Genomic DNA, 22,664 nt, shown 5'->3' with positions numbered 1-22,664 from the left:
GCCTCCAGTCCCGTTCGTCTAGAGGCCTAGGACACTGCCCTTTCACGGCGGCAACACGGGTTCGAATCCCGTACGGGACACCAAGTTTTTCAAAAGCTTGCAGGCACATTTCTCAAAATGAAATGACGCAGATATCCAGCTTTGATCGTACTCTGTACGGTCTCAGAGCTGGAATTTTCTGTTTGTGCCCCCTGCATGAGACCGAGCTTATCGTTCAGGCATCTCAAGACTACCCCTTCCTAAAAATCGTCGTTCGGCTCTGAATTTCTCCTGAAGTCTGAAACCTTTTTTAACTCCTGCGATCACGATTTCGTGTCATAGACCAGACATCTTTTGACATGGAGAGCGTACTTGTCCCGTTTCCCCCTGCACATGGCCTGCCGCTCTGTTTTGTCCATCCGCGGCTTCCTGATGATGGGCACAGCGTTCGGTCTGCTCGCAGCACCTTCGCAGGCCTACGCAGATGATGATGTGATGTCTCGCATGGAACAGGAAATGCACCGCCTCCAAGAAGCGCAGGCGCATGTTCAGCAGGAACAGGAAGAGATTAATCGTGATCTTGTCATGCTCCGCTCAGAGATGGCCAAGCACCATCACATCGTTCACCCCGCAGACAAGACAACGACGAACACGACAACAGTCGCGCGGAGCACACCGTTGGGATCTGCTCTTCAGGGAGCAGCGCCTCATCTGGCACATCTGCATTCGTCCCTACATCCAACGGAACTTGCTGCGGGGGAGACACTCGCATCACATGCCAGTTCTCCCGGGAAACGGGCTTCACACATTTTACCCTCACCTGAGGAAAGAGACCGCGTTGCACGAGATCGTCGCGACCAAGGGGTGACAGAGTCAGGTGCCGGATCTGAACTGGCCGTGGTCGGGAAGCGAACGGAAGATGTCATGGTGCGCTTTGCTGAAAACGGCGTCGGTCCACATCCGCGTGAAACAATCGGCGCGCAGTCCGCAGGCGCCGTGGGCGACCATGGCGTGTTTCACCTTGGCCCTGTCACGCTCATGCTGGGTGGCTTTGTGGACATGGCGGCCGTTCTTGAGAACCGCCATGTGGCGTCCGGGACATTCAATTACTGGCAAGACATGCCGTATCCGAATGAACCGCGGTATCATACCAACAATTTCGAAGGGAGCGCCCGCTATAGCCGCCTCTCTCTTCTGGCACGCGGCAACATCAATTCCGAAGCGACCATTTCGGGCTTCTTTGAATCCGATTTTGGTGCTGGTGCGGTGACGACAGATCCGTATGAAAGCAACAGCTATGCGTTCCGGATGCGTCAGGCCTATCTAGCCTATGATGATAACAAAGCTGGCTGGCATTTCCTTGGCGGACAGGCTTGGAGCCTTCTGACGCCCGGCCGTATTGGTATCGTGGCCCGTCAGGAGAGCCTTCCAGAAACCATTGAAGCCTCCATGCTGGCGGGTCAGACATGGGCTCGCCAGTGGCAAGTGCGCGTCGTCAAGGATTTCATGGACCACCGCCTCTGGGCAGGTTTTTCCATCGAAAATCCTGCAACCCTGTATGACACCACCGGCTTCACGAACACCAACGGCACGGTCTCGCTGCCAAACGGCAACACGGCCACGATTGGCGAAAATGGCGTTGGCCTGACGAATGATACGGCGAATTTCTCAAACGAAATCGCGCCAGACCTGATTGGCAAACTGGCTTACGATCCCAGCTGGGGCCATTACGAAGTCGAAGGCATCCTGCATTTCCCGCATGATCGCGTGACCATCAATCATACAGGCCACAACAACACCGCCATTGCAGGTGGCGCCGGGGGATCGCTGATCCTGCCAATCATTTCAGGCAAGCTGGAGTTCCGTGCGGCCGGTCTCGCGGGATGGGGCATCAACCGCTACGGTTCAGTGCTGCTTCCGGATGCAACACTGAATGCCAAGGGCGACCCGGTACCCCTCTTCGGTCTTCAAGCCCAGGCAGGCCTGATTGCACATCCCAACCCGCATATTGATGTGTATGGATATTTTGGCACACAGCGCGTGGGACATGCTTATTTCAACAGTGAAGGGTCGTCTTACGGCTACGGCAACCCGCTGTACTCAAATGCGGGCTGCCTCCAGGAGCTCTCGTCCCTCTCCTGTTCCGCCAATACACGCGGCGTTTCAGAAGCGACGATCGGTGCCTGGTGGAGGTTCTTCAAAGGTCGCTTTGGTACCGTTGAAGGTGGCACTCAGCTCGCTTATGCACGGCGGGATATCTGGAAAGGCATCGGCGGCGATCCGCACACCAGTATGAGCCAGATCTTCTTCGACTTCCGCTACCTCCCCTTTCAGTAACGCACGCCCGCACAAAAAGCCGCATGTTCAACACACGCGGCTTTTTCCATTTTCAGCCCTTCGTCCAGTACCCGGACGCCTTGATCCACTGCGGCGAAATTCCACGCTCGTTTTCCAAAACACTTCGGATAGAGCGTGCAACGGATGCTTCCGCAGCCACCCAGATAAATGTCTGCGGCACGATCTGAATGGTTTTCAGGGCACGCAGGAATGGCTCGGCCTGATGCGCCTGTTCGCTTGGACGATGGACCCAGACAGGTGTGTAGGGCGCCTTCGTTTCGAAGGGCTGTTCCTCTGAAGCATCTGTCACCGCAGCAAGTGTGGTGACAGGCGTTCCGGCATCCAGTTCCTCGACGCGCCTGCCAATAGCTGGAAGTGCGGTTTCATCCCCAATCAGAAGCCAGTTGCGAATATCTCCCGTAATGACGCGCGATCCTTTGGGGCCACCAATGGCGAGATGATCACCGGGCTTGGCGCTCCGGGCCCAGTCCGCCGCCGGTCCGCCATCATGGTCTACAAAATCCAGAACCAGCGTCCCAGCAGCGCGGTCAAACACGCGCGGCGTGTAATCCCGACGGGCCATGTCACCATTCCCCTGCGGAACAAAAATCTTGATGTGATCATCTGGCGACAGGCTTGGAAAATCCCGAAGGCTGTCATCCTGAAGCGTGATGCGGATCATGTGTGGCGTTACGCGCCCGACGCCCACAACGGTCAGGTCACGGCGTTTCAGCTCGTGCATGACGCGACGGATTTCCGGGGGAGCAATGGTTGTGGTGTCAGTAACGGTCATCTTCTCATCCTTGAATTAACCCTGAGCAACGGGTCTGAGGACTGCATGACGACAGACGCACAGGCCCGGCACAGCGCAGGGGCTGTTCGGTTCTGTGCGTTGATTGACGTTAACGCTTACGGAAACTGGAGACGTCCAGCCTCGATGTCATCTCCAGCCACGATCTGACTGGAGCATTCCTTCAGCTTTTCCCTTTACTGGTCCTCGACGGAAAATTCGATAGGAACAGTGAGAGAAACTGTCGTCCCTGCAATCTCTTCCGGCGGCGGCGGGAACGGTTCTGCACGCCGGACAACTGCCAGTGTTTCTTCATCCAGCAATGCAAAACCACCACTTTTCCGGATTTTTGCAGACAAAACATGCCCACGCCGATCCATGACGAAAAACAGCACAGGAGTTCCTTCTTGATGCTGCGCCAGAGCTTCTGCGGGGTAACGCTTGAAACGTTCCAAACGCGCCAAAATATCGCCCTGCCAGGTCACGGGTGCGTTGCTGGGGTGACTCGCGTGAGAGGCAGACGCTGCGCTACTGCTCTGGGAGGGTGTACTATCGGCAGCAGGTGGCGCTGTCATCTTGTCGGCAACAGGAGCCTGCATCGGGACCGGTTTCACGGGCTGAGGCGGGCTCTTTACTGTTTTCTTGTGAACCTTGACCTTCTCCACCTTTGGAACTGGCACAGGCGGATGCGGTGCCGGAGACGGCGGGGCATCCACCTGTTGAGGCGTATCCAGCTGCGGTTCCGGCGGCGTGACCATCTGCTGTGGGCCCGGATCAACATCCTGAGGAGGAGCCGGCGCAGGTGTCGGCATGGGGGACATGTCAATCGCGATAGCAGGCGGGGGAGCTGCACTTGGGGCCGCAACCTGTGGCGGCGCATGTGTCACGGCCCACCAGAGTGCGATGCCTGTCAGAACAGTCATGGCAGCACCAGACAAACCCCAGACACGGACGCTGCGCTGGTCTTCGGTCTGCTGATACGACTGATACCAGTCCCGGAAGGTCGTGGGGAGAGACGCGTGTGAAGAACTCACGGTCCTTCCCCAGCCTCCTGCCCCTGAAGCGTGACAAGCGCGACCTTGAGGAAACCAGCCTTCCGAAGCTGCCCCATTACGTCCATCAGCGTTCCATAATCGACGGTCTTGTCCGCCCGCAGAAAAATGCGCTCTTCCTTGTTTCCCTTACTGGCTTTGCCGAGTGCATCAATAAGCTGATCCGAACTGACGGCATCTTCGCCCAGAGCCAGCGTATGGTCAGCCTTGACGGTCAGGAGCACCGGTTCATCCGGGCGGGGAGCAGGCGTTTCGGTTGAAGATGGCAGATCAACCGGGACGTTGACCGTCGTCAGAGGTGCAGCAACCATGAAGATCACGAGCAGAACCAGCATGACGTCGATAAACGGCGTCACGTTGATTTCATGGGCTTCCAGCACCGCCTCATCGGCATGACGAATATGAATGGCCATTCCTGCGATTACTCCGCAGCAGCCATGAAGCGGACGACATTGCCGCTTGCTGCAAGCGCCGCACGGGCCAGATCACGAGAGACCAGACGCATCACAATTGACGTCAGATCCGCGACGCTGGCGCGACAGGCCGCCGTCTGACGGGCCAGATGATTGTAAATCACAACAGCAGGGATGGCCGCAACCAGACCAAGCGCCGTGGCCAGAAGGGCTTCTGCAATACCAGGAGCAACAACGGCCAGACTGGTCGCATGAGCGGCGGCAATACCCGTAAAGGACGACATGATGCCCCATACCGTTCCGAACAGGCCAATGAAGGGAGATGTCGCACCAATCGTGGCGAGCACGCCGGTCCCTCTCATCAGGCGGCGGCCTTCAGCAGCTTCCAGACGCTCAAGATGCAGGACAATCCGCTCTTTAATGCCTTCGCGATCGGCAGGAATATCTTCCGAGCGACGGCGCTCCGCTTCTGCGGCCAGAACCATAGCATGAGCGATACCCGCACCATCGCGCGTCCATTCTTCTCCCAGATGCAGTGTGTCTGCGTCTTCCAGAGCCGTTTCTGATTTTTTGAGCTGCGCCCGCAGACGAATCAGCTCAACAGTTTTGGCAATGAAGATCGTCCACGTGACGACGGATGCCGCTGCCAGAAGTGTCATGACACATCGGACAACCGGCCCGGCGCCCAGAAACATCTGCCAGGGAGAGAACGTAAGAGACATCAAATAGGCCTGTCGGGGCGACTCTATGCGCCCTCCTGTCTCGAGGTTGGAACACCATATCCTTGCAGAAAACCGACATCTGTCTCGCGCAGTCCGGGCGACACGCACCACATGGATTGCAGAAACCCGCAAAGACCTTTAAGGGACGATAATGAGAGTCATTCTTAATTACAAGCAAGATTCTTAACCGCTTTGAAAAAAGCCCCGAGAGCCGTCCAAGGAAGAACACACCCATGTTGATCCACATCCCGAACGTCCTGTCTCCTGAAGAGGTACGCTATTGCCGCGACCAGCTTGAGACGGCGCAGTGGACAGACGGACGTGTCACAGCGGGAGAACAGTCTGCAAAGGCAAAACTGAACCTTCAGATTCCGCAGGATTCAGATGTGTGCCGTGAACTGGGCGAAATTGTTCTGAGGGCTTTAGGGCGCAATCCAACTTTCAATAGTGCTGCCCTGCCCTTGCGAGTTTATCCCCCGCTTTTCAACCGATACGACACCGGAATGCATTTCAACGCACATGTTGATAATGCCATCCGCCCTATTCCAGGCGCTGGCTTCCGCATCCGGACAGATGTTTCCTCCACACTGTTCCTGTCTTCTCCAGAAGATTACGACGGCGGAGAACTCGTCATTCAGGACACGTACGGCAACCAGAACGTCAAACTGCCTGCGGGTGACATGGTGGTCTATCCGTCTACCAGCCTGCACAGCGTTAACCGCATTACGCGCGGTAGCCGCTGGGCATCGTTCTTCTGGTCGCAATCCATGATCCGCGACGATACAAAACGCGCTCTTATGTACGATTTTGACCGCTCCATCATCGAGACCCGCAAGGCGCTTCCCGATGATCACCCAGCGGTTCTGGGTCTGACCTCAACCTATCACAACCTTCTGCGGCAATGGGCTGAGCTCTGAAGTCGTCAGCCCTCCCTTAAAACGAATGAACCAGCACCCGGTATGATCTTTCGCCGGGTGAGATTTATGCCGGAACAGCGCTGAGCCGTTTCACGAGACCCAATTGACGCACAGCCTGTGCACCAATGCTTTTCAAAGCAGGATCAGCATAAGGTTGGACAGCAGCAATGATTGCTCGACAAACATCTGGCAGCCCTGTCTTCAAAGCTCGTTGAAGACAGGAGGCTGCCGCTGCGATATCCTGATGAGCGAGCGCAAGACGTGAAAGATTAATCTCGGCCCAGCAATCTCCCCCCTCAGCCGCTGCTTGAAAAAAGATTTTTGCACCTTCCAGGTCGGGCGTTCCGGCAATCCCTTCCTCATGAAGCAAACCAAGCATATTGAGCGCTTTTGCATTTCCTTTTTCAGCAGAAAATACATACAGCCGATATGCTCGCGCACGGTCTTTGGGAACCCCATCGCCGAGTAACAGAAGATCGGCCAAGTTAAACATGGCCCACGCATCCCCGAGCTGTGCCGCTTCTTCAAAATATAAAGCTGCCTGCCCTGTATTCCGGACGACGCCCCAACCGCGCTCATAGGCGCGTCCCAGCATGTTCAATGCCGTAGGATGACCACTTCGCGCAGCCGCTTCAAAGTATGGGAAAGCGTCTGCAAACCGTCCTGTATCCACATGCATCTGGCCAAGAAGAAGCTGAGCCTGCACCTGAGGAGGACAGGTGATGGCCGGTATTTCCCGTTCAGCACAAAATCCGACTGACTGCTCGCACGAAGCCATATTTATCTACCGTTAATTCAGCAGAAAGCCCTCCCGGCCAGAAGCCGGAAGGGCTGAAACTACTTTTGTCGTGACTAACCTCAGAAATTTAGGCCAAAGCTTCCCATGAACGTCCGCCCCGACATGGGAACGGCACGCCCTGTGTTGAAAGCCGAACCATAGTTCAGATGGTTGGTCAGATTGTTGGCATTAAACTGCGCATGGTAACGACCGTAGTCGTAGGACACGATGCCATTCAGCGAGAAGTTGTAAGGCATCCGCGCTGTATTGGCTTCGTTAGCCCAGTAGCCTGAACTGTACTGGGCACCGCCACCAGCCTTCAGAGTGCCCTGCCCCGCTCTCAACACCAGATGGGACAGGTTATAGGTGCTCCACACCGAGAACGAATTGTGCGGAAGCTGGGGCGCCTGATTGCCGTGCAGCGTAGCGCTATGCGTCACCTTGCCGCCCATGTAAGCGTACGTCGCATAAAGATCCCAGTTCTGGGTAATCTTTCCAGTTGCGCTCAGTTCGGCACCACGAATGCGACGGCCGGTTCCCGCATCCTGGAAGCCTGTGATGATGTTGCCATCGTCATCATAGGTGTAGGAATTGTTCTGATTGATCTGGAACAGGGCGCCCGTTACGCCAAGGCGCTTGTTAAAGAAGTCGAGCTTACTTCCAACTTCAAACAGATCACTACGCTGTGGCTTGAGGTCACGCCCGTTATTCGCGACATCCGCGCTCCCGGCATTATTCGTCACAATAGACGAAGCATCCGTCCCAACCGGCTTATACGAGCGCGCGAACGTGAAATAAACGGTGGCATCCTTGGTGATGTCATACATCACGCTCGCAGACGGGCTGAACTTGTTCGAAGATTGGGATTGCGTTCCCGCGGCAGACGTCGTCGCACTCCAGAACTTGCTCTGATAGCTATCCCACCGGAACGTTCCGAATACGGACAATTTGTCGGTCAGATGGATCTTGTCTGCAAAGAACAGGCCCAGATCCCGAAAATCCGTCATGCGCCGGCCGGTTGATGGCCACGTGATGTATGTTGAGGGAGAGGAATAGTAAGGGCTACGGATTGTCTGATTGTTTGATCTGTTGACGTAAGTTCCCATGCTACGGTCATCCTTGGTGTAATTGATATCCACACCTGCCCGGATGTCATGCTTCAGGAAGCCTGTATTGAATTTCGAACGCCCCATCATGACATTCTGAATGCCCCAACCGTCCTGCTGGTAGGCAACGCCGCCGCCTGCGCCGTAGGGCAGAGTAGGATTTCCACCAGATAGAAAACTCGAAGCACATGCGCCGGAACACGCACTTGGGGTCGTCGCGGCATATTCACGATGATAATGGCTGAAGCGCGTGTCGTTGCTCAGCGTCAGCCACCGGGCAATTTCGGTCGCAAACTTTGAGGTGACCATGTGAATATTAGAATTGTCGCGATCAAAGCTGCGCGTATATGTCGTATCGCGATTCAGCCCGTGTTCTGTAATGGGCGAATACGTATTGCCCGTCAGGATCATTGGCACGCCATAATCCGGCATTCCGCGGCTGCCGAGCCACTGATAGTTCAGGTGATAGGTGGTTTTCGTTCCTAAACCAAAACCAAGATCAGCCGCCACACCATAACGATCTGACCGCACATTGTTCCGGTCTGCCACATCCTGCTTGTTATACATGCCATTCACACGAAGGGCTGTATGCTTGCCCAGCTGGTAATTGACGTCTGCCGCACCGCGATACTGCATGCCGCTGCCAATCGACTGATCAAAAGCATAATGGTTTCCCAGATGCGCCTTTTTCAGCGTCTGGTTGATCACGCCACCAACGTTACCGGCACCGAAATATTCACCACTCGGTCCTTTAACCACTTCAACACTTTCCGTATTGAACGTGTCACGAACATACGTTCCAAAATCACGCAGACCGTCTTCGTAAATATCGCCACGCGCCTGCTGACCACGAATGCGGAACTGGTTGCCATTCATGCCGCCATTGCCCTCCCCCGTAGACATCGTAATACCGGGAACATTGGCCAACGCCTGATCCAGAGTGAACAGACGCTGCTGTTCGATCAGAGCCTTGGGCACAACGCTGATGATCTGGGGCGTCTCCCGCACGGTATCCGGCATACGCCCGATATCCAGTGTCGTGTTGTTCGTATTCGTGGGTTCGGGTGTGGCCGTTTCGGTCTGTCCGTGAACCTTGACGGCAGGCAGACTGACAGACGCCGTATCATTCGTAACTCCGGCATCCTGCGCGTCTGCTTCTCCGGTTTCCGTCACACCGAGACCCGCGCCTAAAGCCAGAAGCACCAGTTTCTGCCACTTCCCAGAGGAAGAATGAGCTGCCTCAGTGAAAACCTGGCCCTCTGTCAGAGCGTGCGGGCTAAAATGTTCGTTTTTCGACGGCATGGAATCACCTGAACTCATGGACCTGACAATGTGCCGAAACAGAAACAGGCAGCTGGCCCGGGGATGGCACTCCCTTCCGTCACGATGGGTACATCGTCTCCAGGAATTCAGAGGTCTCTCATGGTCAGGCAAAGCCCAGGTTCAGCACACTGAAACTGGCGCTATCTTCCTCAGAAGAGTTGTTAATGCAACTGATTCTCATTAACTAGGCCATGACATAACATTTCACCTGACTCCCAGGCGTCCCATTTCCCCACGAATGGCCTGTGAAACCGTATCCCGCATCCATCGATGAAGCTGATCCATGTCCAGTCGTGGATGCCAGGCCTGAAACGCGTGGACTGGTGGAAGTACAAAAGGAAAATCAAACGTTTCAAGACCCATCTCCGCCAATGGCAGACAGTCAATAACGATCCGCGGTAAAGGAAGGATCATGTCTGTTCCACGCAGTGATTCGATAAGCGAATAATACGTCGGAACCACCATCGCGATGCGACGTGAGAGAGCATATCGCTCCTTCAGGATGAGATCGATCGGGCCAAACGCACGCCCTTTCCGCGACACACTGACATGATCGTAAGCCACAAGTGCATGAGGGGTGATTTTTCCCTTAAGGATCGGATGCCCTGCCCGGACGAGGGCACTGAACGACGTGTCGAACAGGGCCTTGCGCATGATTTCCGGACGCAGATCGTCAGTCGCCCCAATATAGAGATCTATGTGGCTTCCACGCAGGGCTTCGCTGGCGGTCTCTTCAGACTCCGGAGAGAAAACAATGCGACATTCTGGGCAATCCTTCCGAAGGGCCAGAAGAATTGCAGGCCCGAAAGCACCCACAACAATATCATTGGCGCGAATGGTGAACTTTGGAGACATCGCCTTCAGATTCAGCTCCGCCCCTTCATTGAGCAGATCATCCGCATCCCTCACCAGTCCCTGAACACGGTCCCGGATACGGTTGGCGAAAGCCGTTGCAACCATGCGCCGACCGGACATGACAAGGATGGGGTCGTTAAAAACACTTCGCAGACGCGCCAGATGTCGGCTCATGGCAGGCTCACTGACCTGTAATCTACGCGCGGCGAGCGAGACGCTCTGCTCTTCCACCAGCACCTGGAGATAACGCAACAGATCCAGGTCGTAGCGGCGGCCTCCTGACTTCCGGTTTGCCATACACTTATCTCCCCTAATCGTGAGCGCCCTGTTCCAGCCGCATCAAACAGGAATAACGCAGTCCAACATACAGAAATGAAAGGCTTAAGAGAAACACTTCCAGAAAGTGGAATCCTCATCTGCCTGAAGTGTGGGTTTTTCTCCACCTGCGCATCGCCGATAGAAGCTCTCTGGCATCACGAGAGCACCTTATGGCTTTACCTTCACCCACCGCAGCAGCACCCGAACAACCCTCCTACATACCGCCGTTCGGAATGCGGACCATTATAGGGTGCCTTGGCATGTTGCTGGCTGTGCATGTTGCCGGATTCAATGAGCACATTACCGAAATCGGCCTGTCAGACATTCGCGGCGCCATGCATATCGGTCATGACGAAGGCACGTGGTTCATCTCGACCTACGAAGCCTTCAACATTGCCGCCATGGCCTTCACGCCATGGTTCTACATGACATTCTCGATCTACCGGTTTTCGATCTTCATGACGGCAGTGCTTGCCCTGCTGTCCATTCCGCTGCCGTTCATGCCGGACATGATTTCCCTGTGTTTCCTGCGCGCTGCACAGGGTCTCAGTGCAGGGTGTCTGCCGCCCGTCCTCATGACCGTGATGCTCAAATACCTGCCGCCGCCTATCAAGGTGTTCGGTGTGGGTGGATACGCCATGAGCGCGACCTTCGGCCCGAATCTGGGTGGCCCACTGGAAGCCCTGTGGTTTGAGCATTTCGGCTGGCACTGGCTGTACTGGGAGGTCATTCCTCTCAGCGCCATTGCCATTGCCATGATGGCTTATGGCCTTCCCAAAGACCCGGTGCATCTCGAACGCTTCATGAAGTTCAACTGGCGCGGCTTCTTCATCGGTGTGCCGTCCATTTTATGCGTCGTCACAGTCCTTTATCAGGGAGACAGGCTGGACTGGTTCCGCTCTCCAATCATTTCTCATCTGACGTTCTGGGGCGGAGCGCTGTTTGTGGGCTTCTTGTTCCACGAATGGCACCATCACAGCCCGTTTTTCCGACTTCAGTACTGGAAGAACCGTAACATCGCGATGGCCATGCTTACCCTTGTCGGCGTTCTGGTCATCTGTGGTCTGATGATGGAAGTTCCGTCCACCTATCTGGCGGAAGTTCGCGGATACCGCCCATCCCAGACGGCGCCTATCGCGCTGATGGTCGCTCTGCCACAGCTTATCATGCTTCCGCTGACGGCAGCCCTCTGCAACATGCGCTCGGTAGATTGCCGCTATCTGCTCGGCATTGGCATGAGCTGTCTCGGGCTGGCGGCGTTCCTCGGAACCTGGCTCACGCCGGACTGGGTGCGAGATAATTTTTATCTTCTGCAGGGTCTCCAGATTGTGGGGCAGCCCATGGTGGTCATTCCCGTTCTGATGCTGGCAACCATGTCCCTCGGACCGGCGGACGGACCATTCATTTCCGGCATGGTGAACATGCTCAAGGGTATGGCCAATGCCGTTGCTGCGGCCCTGTTCGCAGTCCTGCTACGGCGGCGCGAGCAGTATCATTCCAACATGCTGCTGGACCGCTCTGGCAATAATGCGACGGCCCTAGCCGGCATGGGAAACCCGATCGAAAACGCGATCCAGAACACCTCGCCAGATACAGCGCATGTCTCCCGCAATGCGTTGGAAATCTTCCATGACTACCTGCACGAGCAGTCTGTCGTGCTTGCTCTGGCCGATATCTACCTCGTCGTTGCGGTGGTGTGCGCCGTCTACGTTGTTTTGAATTTCATTCTTCCGAAACGCGTCTATCCACCCGGCAAAGGCCCGGCACCAAAACCTGCAGCAACCCCCACTCCTGTTCCGGCGGCTCCCGTGACCGCCCCCGCACATTAAGATCCGGATCTCTCAGACATGATTTATGGAAAGCCTCTTCTTCTCGCCGGTTGTGCAGTCGTGATTCTGACCGGACTGGCCTGGAGCGCCGATCGTTTCTTCGTGGGTGACGGCGTTCACCAGAAAACCAACGATGCCTATGTCACGGCAGACTTCACGACCGTTGCTCCCAAGGTTTCGGGCCGGATCGACCGCGTGCTGGCGGAAGATAATGAAAACGTTCACGCTGGCGAAGAACTCGCCCATATCGAAGACGATGACTATCGCGCAGCCCTTGCCGCCGCCAGGGGTGACGTAGCAGCCGCAGAAGGCGATGTGAGCAACCTTCAGGCCATGTTGGCCCGTCAGGACAGCCTGATTGCCGCCGCTTCGGATACTGTTAAAGCTGACGAAGCCAGTCTGGCCTTCGCGCAGCAGAACGCCACTCGCTATCACAATCTTTCTGCGGGTGGGGCCAGTACGCTCGAGCAACAACAGGGTGCCGATGCTCATCTTCGGGAAGCCATGGCAGCCCTCGCCCGCGACAAGGCTGGCGTTGACAGTGCCCGACAGCAGATCCCGGTTCTTCAGGCACAGATCCAGCGTGCACAGGGCGCCCTTCTCAAAGCACAAAGTACCGAACATCAGGCAGAGCTGAACCTGTCCTACTGCACCATTCCAGCACCGGTAGACGGCATTGTCGGTGAGCGTGGCGTGCGCGTTGGTGCTTATGTGCATCCGGGCACAGGTCTACTCGCTGTAGTTCCGGTTCAGAAGGCCTATGTGCTGGCCAATTTCCAGGAAACCCAGTTGACCAAAATGCAGACAGGTCAGCGGGCCACCATCTGGGTTGATACCTTCCCCGGTCATCCGCTCCACGCCCATGTAGACAGTCTGGCCCCAGCAACGGGCGTAGCCTTCGCTGCGATTCAGCCAGATAATGCGACAGGCAACTTCACGAAGGTCGTCCAGCGGGTTCCCGTCAAACTGACATTCGATGCAGGGCAACCACTGGCAGCTAAGGTTCGCGTCGGCATGTCTGTTGAAGCGGAAGTGGATACGGCCTCGCAGCCGGAAGGCCTACATGCCCGTGACAACCGTTACGCCTGGCAGTGAGACAGTCCATGCGCTTTTCCCTATCGCCGCGAATGGCTATCCTTCTGTCTGTTACAGCGTTGAGCGCCTGTACGGTCGGACCGGACTATCATAAGCCCACTGACAACTCGCCCGCGCACTACCATGAGAGTGTTGCCCCAGCGACAGACCGCCCGACAGAAGCCACTCTCGATCCGCAGTGGTGGCACCTCTACAACGATCCGGTGCTCACGCAACTTGAAGCAGACGTTGTTCGCAGCAATCTGGACCTGCGGACAGCCGCGCTGAACCTGGCTGAAAGCCAAGCAGAGCGCCGGATTGCGAGTGCCGCGCAAATGCCGCGCCTGGATGGCGCAGCCTCCTACGCACGGGAACGCGCCAGCACCAACGGTATTCTGGGGCTACTAGGAACAACTGAACAGGCTAGCCCTGGCGATATTGCCAGTGGTGCACAGGGGTTTGGCCCTGCCGCTGCCGACGGCGCCAAAGGAAATCCAGCCTTTAACCTGCCTCAGTATGGCTTAAGTGCCTCTTGGGAAGTCGATTTCTGGGGACATGTCAGAAGGCAGGTTGAAGCAGCCACAGCTGCCATGCATGCAACAGAAGACATGCAGCGCAATGTCCTGGTCTCCCTGATGGCCGAGACAGCACAGGACTATATTGCGCTCCGCAATGTGCAGGCACAGATTGCCATTACCCAGCAGAGCATCGAAATTGCCCGTCACAGCGTGGACCTGACAACACTGCGCTTTACACAGGGAACCGCTACCAAACTGGACGTCGCCTATTCCCGCGGACAGATGCACAGCTTCGAAGCGCGGTTGCCGCCCTTAAAAAGCCAGAGCGTGCATCTCATCAATGCCCTCAGCTTCCTTGTCGCACGCGAACCGGGAGCGCTGGCCAGCACATTGAATAAGCCCGGCATTATTCCACCCGTGCCAACCAACATTCCAACGGGCCTGCCGTCTCAACTCGCGGACCGGAGACCAGATATCCGCGCGGCAAGGGAACGTCTGCATGCTGCAACGGCAAGTATTGGCGTGGCTATTGCAGACTTCTACCCCCGTGTAACGCTATCCGGCAGTTTGGATATTCAGGCACTCCAGTTCAGCGGACTTGGGTCCTGGGCATCGCGTCAGTATGGCTTCGGCCCAACCATGACGCTACCGCTCTTTGAAGGCGGCCGCCTTACAGGACAGCTTCATCTTCGGAAAGCGCAGCAGAAAGAAGCCGCCATCGCGCTTCAAAAGACAATCCTGCATGCATGGGAAGAAATCGATGATGCCATGACGGATCTGAGCACAGCTCAGGAGCGTCAGAAGCGGCTGGAAGAAAGCGTCACCGAGAACGAAACAGCTGTTCACATTGCCCAACTTCAGTATAGCCAGGGTGCCGGGGACTTCCTGAATGTCCTGACAGCACAGAGTGCGCTTCTCTCGACGCGAAGCGCCCTGTCAGAAGCCCGTGCAGGCGTCTCCGTTTCAATGACGCATCTTTACCGCGCTCTAGGGGGCGGCTGGGAAGGCTCTCTTTAAGCGTACTGGGTATTTCCCAACCCTTCATTCTGTCGTTCGGCGAGAGACGTCGCAGCCGGGCGACAGATCTGACACCCTTCACGGTGTATCCCCGGCTGAGGATAAATTCAGCAAATCCATGAAATACTGCGCCCTTAGGATTTTTTGTATTTTCCTGACGGCCTTTTCTACCGAACAAAAAGATTCTGCCTTGACGCTTTTGGCTTAAAAAAGGTCTTTTTGTGATATTATCTTTCAGATATACCCACTCAAAAGCACCTTGTTAGTATTTTTTTAGTGTTTTCTCGCGACACTCGGACCTATGGCCAAGCGGGACAGACTTAGTGAACACCTATCAGGAACAGAATTTCGGAACTTATCTTGAATCACTTCAGGCATGGTCCGAAAGTTCTCATGATTCCTTTGTTCTCCATGCTCTTGATTGCTCGGCTATTGTCGCCGTAACGAATACTAAAGGAAAAATTCTCTCAGTTAATGAAAAATTTGTCGAGATCAGTGGCTATTCCAGGGCTGAACTGATCGGACAAGACCATCGAATGCTTCACTCGGGCGTTCATGATTCCAATTTCTTTCAGAAAATGTACAGAACCATTGCACAGGGGGGCGTCTGGCATGGCGAAATCTGCAATAGAAAGAAAAATGGAAAATTATACTGGGTCGATACAACAATTGTTCCCCGATGCAATGAAAAAGGGAAGGTCATTAATTATGTGGCGATCCGCTTTGACATCACTGCCCGCAAACGTGCCGAACAACGCCTGACAGCCAACCGGCTGAAATTGCAGGAAGCCGTCAATACTGACTTCCTCACGAATATTTCCAACCGCACATCATTCTCACAGTACCTGAAAGTGCTTTTCGCACAGGAACATCCAGACAACCGGCATTTCTGTCTGTGCCTGCTCGATATCGATACGTTCAAAATCATCAATGATACATCTGGCCATGAATCCGGTGATCGCCTGCTAAAGAAAATTGCAGGGCGCCTGAAGACTTTCCAATCTCCCGACTGTTTCATTGCCCGTATTGGTGGCGACGAATTTGCCATCATCATGGTGTCAAACGACCCGCAGACATTTGAACTCAAGCTCCAGAAAATTCTTGAGGCTATGCGCTTTCGGTTTCGTAGCGGAAGTCTGACGCATCTTTGTAGTGCCAGTCTGGGCTATGCGGTCTCCAAGCTGAACGACAGTCGAAAACGCGAAATTCTGCGCTGTGCAGACCTTGCGCTGTATGAAGCCAAGGCGGACGGTCGCAACAGAATCAAAAAATACGCGCCCTTCATGAAAGAGAAAACCGAGCGCCGCTCTCGACTGAGAACAGCCATGCAGGCCGCTCTCAAGAAAAAGCAATTCAAACTTTTCTATCAGCTTGTTCTCCCCTTAAATCAGGACAGCCCGCCCTCTTTCGAAGCTCTCCTGCGCTGGGATCATCCAGAGCGCGGACTGCTGAGCCCACAGTATTTTTATGATGCTTTTGACGATGCAGAACTGAGCATCGCAATCGGAAATTTCGTCTTGCGGCAGGCACTCACGGATATCCGGTATCTTCTGCAGCACAAAATCCCGTTTGACCGCATTTCCATCAACGTAACGTCAGATGATTTTCGGGATCACAATTTCACGGAACGGCTTTTCCGTGAAATGAAAAAACATGGTGTTCCGGCTGAAAAACTGACCATTGAGATCACAGAGAAAATTCTCTTTGGTCAGCACAATCAACATATTCTGGATGAACTCAAGAAACTCCATCGTGCTGGTGTTCAGATCTCATTAGATGACTTTGGTACCGGATTTGCGTCGCTGACCCATCTACGCACCGTGACGTTCGATCATATCAAGATTGACCGGGTCTTTACGTCAGGCGTTACGGAGCGCGGCATTGATACGGCCATTATCCGCGGCGTTATCGATATTGTTCACAGCATGAACCGTGTCGTTGTGGCCGAAGGCGTGGAAACGGCCGAGCAAGCCGAAGAACTGCGCCTGATGGGATGTGACTTTTTGCAAGGATGGCATTTTTCAAAGGCGGTTCCACTGTCCCAGATTCCACATGTTCTCAACATGGATGGACCGCCCTGGATCAAAAGTGAGTCGATCGTCCCTGAAATGGACGTCGCAGAATAGGTCGTCCCACCTCTCGATATCAAAAACGGGGGCAAGCTGCTTTCGCAACCGCCCCCGTCTTCAACTTCAGACAGTCCCTAAAATTAGAACCGCTGATCAATGCCGGTCAGGATGGTACGACGCAGGCCATACTGTGGCGCACCCACGCCAATGCCGCTGCCATCACGCAGCAGGTACGTCCTGTCGAACAGATTGGTGACATCCAGACGAAGCTGCGTCTGCTTCAGGAATGGAACGTGGAACAGATCCTTGAAGGACTGAACCAGAGACAGATTGAATGTCGCATACTGCGGCACAGAAGCACCATTCGGCGTCGCGCCATCAGCTCTCAGACCACTTCCATAAACCATTGTCGCAGACAGGCGCAGCGGGTGGCCGGTTCTGTAGAAAGCCGTGTAGCTTGTCCCCGCAGACGCCGTCCAACGTTGGTCATGATCAAGATGCACCCAGCGGTTCTTGATGTAAGACAGATCTTCAGGATCGAAATTCCACTCACCCGACACCACGTCCTTACCGATGGCACGTGACCAGGAGAAATTGCCATAAACACTGAAGGCGCCACGCGTGTAATCCGTGGAGAACTCGTATCCGTGCACCTGTCCACGACGGTAATTGAACACTGACAGAATAACAGGCGAGCCAAACTGCCCCTCATCAATCATGTTCTTCGCCAGTTTGACATAGGCATCAAACGAAGCGTGCCAGCCTGGCAGGATCGTTTGAGAGAAACCGGCGTCAAAGTAGTGATCGCGCTCAGACTTGACCGTGCTGTTCTTGTAATTGGCAGGCTCAGCAGAGGTTCCCGTGTATTTATACAAAGCCGTTCCGGTCACGAGTTCAAACGGCGGCGGCGTGAAGTAACGGGAATAGCCCGCATGGAAGGTTCCACCGTGCCAGGGCTTGTAAACGATATTGATACGCGGGCTGACCTGCTTTGAATGTGTGTATTCATCCACACCATCAAAACGCAGACCATAATTGATGGTCAGGTTCTTGATCGGACGCCATTCATCCTGAGCGTACAGCCCGTACATCCAACCCGTACGGCCGGAGCCATCATGGATGTTCGCCGTATCGCCGGAGTAAACAGCGTTGCCGTCCTCGTCCTCACCAGTTTGCGTATAAACTGTTGAGTCAGACTTGGACGTATTACGCTCAACATAGATCTGATAACCGAAACGAACGGTATGATTTCTTGCAGCCTGCCAGGTTGCATCCGTCTGTGTTCCGGTTGAGAAGACGGATCGGGCAGCACGCTGTGCAATGCCATTATACACCAGATCGCCTAGCGGATCAGGTGAGTATCGCAGAGAGCTGTATCTCAGCACGGCGGACGTCTGGAAACTGAGACGCCCCATATCCTTCTGCAAGGAAAGTATGCCGAAATCCGTGATTTCCTTCTGGTGCTCGCTCAGGCTGTTACTATCGCCGTTTCCATACTGGTTCTGGGACAGAGTGCTACCCGTATAGGACGGATTGGCAAACTGGCGCTGCTGGCCCGGATTATTCGGAAGCTGATACTCAGCATTCGAAACCCCGGCGGTTAGACTGATCCGGGTATTTTCATCAACCGTGTACCGAGCATGCCCCAGGAAGTGGTACTGGTTCGTCAGATCGTGGATCGCATTGAAGCTGGGGGTCGTGTTTTCAATGCCAACACGGTTGTGAATATAGTCAGCGGTAGCAAACCAGTCCCACTTCCCCTTGTGGCCACCATATTGCAGTGACGGAAAGAAATAGTCCCGGGCGCCGCCATAAATGGAGACACTGCCGCCCGCATCGGAATAGCCATTCTTGGTGTTGATATCGATCACACCGGCCTGAAGAAATCCGTACTCGCTGGGAAGCGCGCCCGTCGTGAGGGACATGGAATGTGCAAAGCGGGTCATGAGCGCCTGACCGAAAACACTCATGCCTTCAGGCAGCGCCACACCATCCAGACGGAATTGGACTTCGTTATGGTCGCCACGGATATGGATCTGACCGTAACTGTCCTGCGCGACGCCTGGTGCCTGAAGAAGAACAGACGTCAGGGGCGCGTTATCGCCACCCGGATTAATCTCGATGTCCTGACGGCTGAAACGATAGGTCGTGGCCCCTGTGGAAGACTGAAGAGCGTCCCGGGCCCGTTCCAGATGAGCATTGACGACAAGATCGTCTTCACCCGTCCGGCTCGTTTCCGTCACGGTCGTTCCGTGCTGGTTGTCAGAATGACCGAAACTGGAACGAGAGGTTTCCGTATCGGTACCTGTCGTTCCAGCCGTTGTTTCCTGAGCATGAGCAGCGCCACACAGAGCCGTCGTGCATCCAAGAAGCACAAGGAAAGATCGGGCAGACACAAAAGGCAGCATGAGGTCCTCAACAGACGAAAGGTATTTTCAGCGCCAACTCTCTATTATGTTATATCATAACAGATCAAGCAGAAGCGGACCTTTTTCCTCCTGATTGTTTGCTCTGGCATCCCGGTGAGATATAAAAGCCACAATTCTGCCGCTGCCCGGCATTTTCCTTTCAGAAGAGCATCTTTTTCCATGGCGTTTCGCAGGGTTCTTTTTCTTGGCGTCAGTCTCCTGGGAGCGTCTTCAGTTCTCGCGGCAGCGCCTCCTGTTCAACACGATAAGAAACAGCGTCACGCTGCTCCGAAATCTCTTGAAGCTCATGCGGACGAAACCATTAAAGTCAGCATCAAGAGAACGGATTTTGCATTTCAATCTGCCCAGAAACAGCCGGATGCCGATACCCGCCTGACTGCGGAACGCCTGATCGAGCGTGGTGTCGTGACGTTGCGCGACGTCGAGCGCGTGGCACCCAACCTGACCATTCAGTCCATTAACGGAACGGCTTCCACGAATTTCTACCTTCGTGGCGCAGGCTTTAATGACTTCACGCAGAACAACATCCCAACCGTTCTGGCGTATTTCGATGACGTCCCTTTCGCGTTCTCGACCATGGCCAGCGGCCTGATGTTCGATCTGGCAGACGCGACCGTCACACCAGGCCCGGTCGGCACGACACATGGCCAGTCGGACACTGGCGGTGAAGTGCGCTTCCGTACGGCGGACCCGACAAGCAGTTGGCATTACGGCGCCAGCGAAGATATCGCCTCCTATGCCCGTAGCCGAAGCGAGGCCTATGTGTCAGGCCCGCTGGCGAAAGGACTCGATTTCCGACTTGCGGGTCAGACACGACAGGGCGGTGGGTGGCAGACCAATCCCCTGACGGGTACTCATCTGGGCGATGCAGATTCCTGGGCTTTACGTGGAAAGCTGCGCTGGCGCCCTGACAGCCGGACCACAATCATGCTGTCAGGTCACTTTGTGCAGGACAATAGCGAAGTCGTCGCAGGCGTTCCGGTGCACCGCCTGATTGGCTCTCAGGGACTACCCTCACTGGAACACCAGCAGGCAGAGTGGTCTCTACGACCTCAGTTTGCCGATCTGATCGGGCGCCCCCGTAGCCTCAAACCAAGTGAACACAATCAGTTCTGGGGCTGGGATCTGCATATTGACCGTGATCTCGGCTTTGGAAAAATTACGTCCGTCAGTGCCTTTGAGACAGAACGGCAAGGGGAATATACGGATCAGGACGGCACAGCCGCTTCGCAGGCCGATACATATCGAACGATCAGTGCGAATGCCTTTACACAGGAACTGCGCCTGTCTTCAAACGACCCGAACAGCCGTTTGCAATGGGTTGTTGGAGCATTTTATCAACGCAGCCGGATGAAACAGCGCTTCCTGTTCGATTACACAGACTACTCAGCCCGCAGCTATATGATGTCCACCAATTTCGGCATGAATCAGGAAAGTACATCCGAGTTCGGTCACATCAGCTATCGTCTTCCGCATAACGTCACGCTTTTTGGTGGCCTTCTGCATGAAATCGACGACCGCGCACTCACAGGTCTGAAATCAGAAATTTTTGGTGGCTCGACACATATCTTCCAGCCTGAAAGCACTGCCTCGGCTCAGTTCGCAGGCCAGGTCGGCGTATCTTGGCAGATGTTGCAGAGCACGACGGTGTATTACAAGCTGAGCAAAGGGTTCAAACCCGGCGGGTTCAGCGCCAATAATACCCAGATTCAGGCGCAGCTCGATCCGTTTGGCCCGGAAACGGTCCTGACCCACGAGGTTGGCTTCAAAAGTGATCCAATCCCGGGAAAGCTCCGCCTGAATGGCGCGGCATTCTATAATGATTTCCACGGACAGCAGGTTGTCGGGACCGTGATGATCCCGAATTACGGCCCACTCAGCGAGATCACCAATGTCCTAAAATCCGAAAGCTGGGGCTTTGAAGGTACCCTGGAAATACACCCGGTTCGGCATGTTTTTGTCACGCAGAACATTGGCTGGCAGCGTGGCAATTATCAGGATTTTCCGAACGTCAATCGGGCTGCCACAAACGCCTATTATGCCAAGACCGGTGTCTGGAAAGCCATTAACAATAACTTCGCTGGCGTTGATAACGGCCAGCCAAAACTCACCCTGAACGGACAGGCAGAGTGGCGGCAGGCACTGACTGACCACCTGGGGTTGGATATTGGCCCGGATTGGTCTTATCGCGGCAGTCAGGCCATTGCCGTAGGAGGAACCGGCTTCTATCGCCTGCCTCCCTACTTCCTACTCGGCGCCCATGCGACCCTTCGCCCCTCATCCGGGCACTGGGAAGCAACGATTTACGCCTCGAACATTCTGAACCGCCAGTATTTCGAAAGCGGAGGAATGGCGACAACAACGTATTTCTACATTCCCGGCACACCACGCTTCATCGGCGGCCGCGTCTCCTGTGGCTTCTGAAACGCTCCGCTTGGAACCCGCCTATTGGCGCGTTCCAATCAGGCAACGGACCAGAGCCTTGAGATCCCGGATATTGACTTCGGTTTCAATGCTCTGGCTCCACAACGTATCCATGGCACGAAAGTGGATAGTGCTGAGAATCACATCCAGAACCGTATCCGCCGGATAACAGAAAGCTTCTTCGTCGCGCTTTTTTGCGCGCTCAAGAAAGCGATGCATTTGCTGTCGGGCCGGCTCAATACTGACTTCGCGTAGCACAGTCCCGAACTCCGGATTATGCACGGCTTCACCCAGCAACGTACCGTATGTCCGGCCCAGCGGCGTTGCCAGAAAGCGGATACGCGCTTCGATCAGTTGATCAACATCTCCCAGAAAACTGCCTGTATCGATTTCAGGCGTGAGGCTGAACCTCCATTGACGAATGGCATCAAAGAACATGGCCTGCTTGGTAGGCCAGCGACGATAGACCGTAGCAGTAGAAACACCGGCCTCTTTGGCCACTTTTCCGATCGTGAGGCCCTGATACCCTTCTTCTGTCAGGACCGCGGCAATCGCTGAAAGAATCGTATCCTTCAGCAGAAGATTGATTGGCCTGCCCGGTGAGCGACTGACCCTCATATCTGCCAGATGCGGCGGAAAAGCTTCCTTTACCGCTAAAGATGATGACTGGGACATGCCCTGCCTCCCTGATTGAATAAGGTCTTGTCTCTAGCC

General features: G+C 55.0%; 16 protein-coding genes and 1 tRNA gene. 8 read left to right on the top strand and 9 right to left on the bottom strand.

Annotated elements, in window-relative coordinates; translation table 11 throughout:
* Positions 1–7 precede the first annotated feature (7 nt).
* A tRNA-Glu gene (locus ABF979_RS07375) sits at positions 8–83 on the top strand.
* 289 nt (positions 84–372) lie between these two features.
* Positions 373–2,316 carry a hypothetical protein gene (locus ABF979_RS07370; RefSeq protein ID WP_415558835.1) on the top strand — a complete coding sequence of 648 codons (1,944 nt, stop codon included), beginning with the start codon at positions 373–375 and terminating at the stop codon, positions 2,314–2,316.
* A gap of 52 nt (positions 2,317–2,368) precedes the next feature.
* Here the strand turns inward: ABF979_RS07370 and ABF979_RS07365 are convergent, their stop codons facing one another.
* The 4 genes from ABF979_RS07365 to exbB form a co-directional block, all read right to left on the bottom strand.
* Positions 2,369–3,109 (bottom strand): siderophore-interacting protein, encoded by a 741-nt coding sequence (locus ABF979_RS07365; RefSeq protein ID WP_415558828.1) that lies wholly within the window; start codon positions 3,107–3,109, stop codon positions 2,369–2,371.
* 194 nt (positions 3,110–3,303) lie between these two features.
* Positions 3,304–4,140 (bottom strand): energy transducer TonB, encoded by an 837-nt coding sequence (locus tag ABF979_RS07360; RefSeq protein ID WP_415558826.1) that lies wholly within the window; start codon positions 4,138–4,140, stop codon positions 3,304–3,306.
* A complete protein-coding gene (gene exbD / locus ABF979_RS07355; protein WP_415558824.1) occupies positions 4,137–4,571 on the bottom strand; it encodes a TonB system transport protein ExbD in 435 nt (144 codons plus the stop codon). The genes ABF979_RS07360 and exbD overlap by 4 nt, the downstream gene beginning before the upstream one ends.
* An 8-nt stretch (positions 4,572–4,579) precedes the next feature.
* Complete coding sequence (gene exbB, locus ABF979_RS07350; RefSeq protein WP_415558822.1) at positions 4,580–5,293, bottom strand: tonB-system energizer ExbB; 714 nt, start codon at positions 5,291–5,293, stop codon at positions 4,580–4,582.
* Between the two features lie 233 nt (positions 5,294–5,526).
* On the opposite strand from exbB, the gene ABF979_RS07345 reads away from it, so the two are divergent.
* Positions 5,527–6,210: a Fe2+-dependent dioxygenase gene (locus ABF979_RS07345; RefSeq protein ID WP_202206305.1), complete on the top strand. Its 684-nt coding sequence runs from the start codon at positions 5,527–5,529 to the stop codon at positions 6,208–6,210.
* A 64-nt stretch (positions 6,211–6,274) separates the two neighbouring features.
* Here ABF979_RS07345 and ABF979_RS07340 read toward each other — a convergent pair whose 3' ends face one another.
* The 3 genes from ABF979_RS07340 to ABF979_RS07330 form a co-directional block, all read right to left on the bottom strand.
* Entirely contained in the window at positions 6,275–6,988 is a 714-nt protein-coding gene (locus ABF979_RS07340; protein ID WP_215749200.1) for a tetratricopeptide repeat protein, read from the bottom strand.
* Positions 6,989–7,068: 80 nt separating this feature from the next.
* Entirely contained in the window at positions 7,069–9,396 is a 2,328-nt protein-coding gene (locus ABF979_RS07335) for a TonB-dependent receptor (protein ID WP_215749202.1), read from the bottom strand.
* 225 nt (positions 9,397–9,621) lie between these two features.
* The gene (locus ABF979_RS07330) at positions 9,622–10,569 is read right to left on the bottom strand and encodes a LysR family transcriptional regulator (protein WP_415558819.1); all 948 of its coding nucleotides are present in this window, start codon (positions 10,567–10,569) and stop codon (positions 9,622–9,624) included.
* A 191-nt stretch (positions 10,570–10,760) separates the two neighbouring features.
* Here ABF979_RS07330 and ABF979_RS07325 point away from each other — a divergent pair, with 191 nt between their 5' ends.
* The 4 genes from ABF979_RS07325 to ABF979_RS07310 all read left to right on the top strand — a co-directional run bounded on the left by ABF979_RS07325 (position 10,761) and on the right by ABF979_RS07310 (position 17,154).
* Entirely contained in the window at positions 10,761–12,419 is a 1,659-nt protein-coding gene (locus ABF979_RS07325; RefSeq protein ID WP_415558817.1) for an MFS transporter, read from the top strand.
* Between the two features lie 18 nt (positions 12,420–12,437).
* Complete coding sequence (locus ABF979_RS07320; protein ID WP_415558815.1) at positions 12,438–13,514, top strand: HlyD family secretion protein; 1,077 nt, start codon at positions 12,438–12,440, stop codon at positions 13,512–13,514.
* A 32-nt stretch (positions 13,515–13,546) separates the two neighbouring features.
* Positions 13,547–15,028 carry an efflux transporter outer membrane subunit gene (locus tag ABF979_RS07315; protein WP_415558834.1) on the top strand — a complete coding sequence of 494 codons (1,482 nt, stop codon included), beginning with the start codon at positions 13,547–13,549 and terminating at the stop codon, positions 15,026–15,028.
* Between the two features lie 323 nt (positions 15,029–15,351).
* Positions 15,352–17,154, top strand: a complete 1,803-nt coding sequence (locus ABF979_RS07310) for a GGDEF domain-containing phosphodiesterase (RefSeq protein ID WP_202206298.1) — start codon at positions 15,352–15,354, stop codon at positions 17,152–17,154.
* An 83-nt stretch (positions 17,155–17,237) separates the two neighbouring features.
* On the opposite strand, the gene ABF979_RS07305 is transcribed toward ABF979_RS07310, so the two are convergent.
* Complete coding sequence (locus ABF979_RS07305) at positions 17,238–19,505, bottom strand: TonB-dependent receptor (RefSeq protein ID WP_415558813.1); 2,268 nt, start codon at positions 19,503–19,505, stop codon at positions 17,238–17,240.
* A gap of 180 nt (positions 19,506–19,685) precedes the next feature.
* Here ABF979_RS07305 and ABF979_RS07300 point away from each other — a divergent pair, with 180 nt between their 5' ends.
* Positions 19,686–21,950, top strand: a complete 2,265-nt coding sequence (locus ABF979_RS07300) for a TonB-dependent receptor (protein ID WP_415558811.1) — start codon at positions 19,686–19,688, stop codon at positions 21,948–21,950.
* Between the two features lie 21 nt (positions 21,951–21,971).
* Here the strand turns inward: ABF979_RS07300 and ABF979_RS07295 are convergent, their stop codons facing one another.
* The gene (locus ABF979_RS07295) at positions 21,972–22,625 is read right to left on the bottom strand and encodes a TetR/AcrR family transcriptional regulator (RefSeq protein WP_415558809.1); all 654 of its coding nucleotides are present in this window, start codon (positions 22,623–22,625) and stop codon (positions 21,972–21,974) included.
* Positions 22,626–22,664 lie beyond the last annotated feature (39 nt).

This window comes from Gluconobacter sp. (genome assembly GCF_047723935.1).
Lineage (GTDB): Bacteria > Pseudomonadota > Alphaproteobacteria > Acetobacterales > Acetobacteraceae > Gluconobacter.
This window is presented reverse-complemented; position numbering and strand designations above follow the sequence as displayed.

What these genes read in the sequence shown, in the direction of transcription:
- ABF979_RS07340 (WP_215749200.1), bottom strand. Translation starts at nt 6,988, where the DNA reads ATGGCTTCGTGCGAGCAGTCAGTCGGATTTTGTGCTGAACGGGAAATA.
- ABF979_RS07305 (WP_415558813.1), bottom strand. Translation starts at nt 19,505, where the DNA reads ATGCTGCCTTTTGTGTCTGCCCGATCTTTCCTTGTGCTTCTTGGATGC.
- ABF979_RS07325 (WP_415558817.1), top strand. Translation starts at nt 10,761, where the DNA reads ATGGCTTTACCTTCACCCACCGCAGCAGCACCCGAACAACCCTCCTAC.
- ABF979_RS07330 (WP_415558819.1), bottom strand. Translation starts at nt 10,569, where the DNA reads ATGGCAAACCGGAAGTCAGGAGGCCGCCGCTACGACCTGGATCTGTTG.
- ABF979_RS07335 (WP_215749202.1), bottom strand. Translation starts at nt 9,396, where the DNA reads ATGCCGTCGAAAAACGAACATTTTAGCCCGCACGCTCTGACAGAGGGC.
- ABF979_RS07315 (WP_415558834.1), top strand. Translation starts at nt 13,547, where the DNA reads ATGGCTATCCTTCTGTCTGTTACAGCGTTGAGCGCCTGTACGGTCGGA.
- ABF979_RS07370 (WP_415558835.1), top strand. Translation starts at nt 373, where the DNA reads ATGGCCTGCCGCTCTGTTTTGTCCATCCGCGGCTTCCTGATGATGGGC.
- ABF979_RS07300 (WP_415558811.1), top strand. Translation starts at nt 19,686, where the DNA reads ATGGCGTTTCGCAGGGTTCTTTTTCTTGGCGTCAGTCTCCTGGGAGCG.
- ABF979_RS07295 (WP_415558809.1), bottom strand. Translation starts at nt 22,625, where the DNA reads ATGTCCCAGTCATCATCTTTAGCGGTAAAGGAAGCTTTTCCGCCGCAT.
- ABF979_RS07365 (WP_415558828.1), bottom strand. Translation starts at nt 3,109, where the DNA reads ATGACCGTTACTGACACCACAACCATTGCTCCCCCGGAAATCCGTCGC.
- exbD (WP_415558824.1), bottom strand. Translation starts at nt 4,571, where the DNA reads ATGGCCATTCATATTCGTCATGCCGATGAGGCGGTGCTGGAAGCCCAT.
- ABF979_RS07345 (WP_202206305.1), top strand. Translation starts at nt 5,527, where the DNA reads ATGTTGATCCACATCCCGAACGTCCTGTCTCCTGAAGAGGTACGCTAT.
- ABF979_RS07320 (WP_415558815.1), top strand. Translation starts at nt 12,438, where the DNA reads ATGATTTATGGAAAGCCTCTTCTTCTCGCCGGTTGTGCAGTCGTGATT.
- exbB (WP_415558822.1), bottom strand. Translation starts at nt 5,293, where the DNA reads ATGTCTCTTACGTTCTCTCCCTGGCAGATGTTTCTGGGCGCCGGGCCG.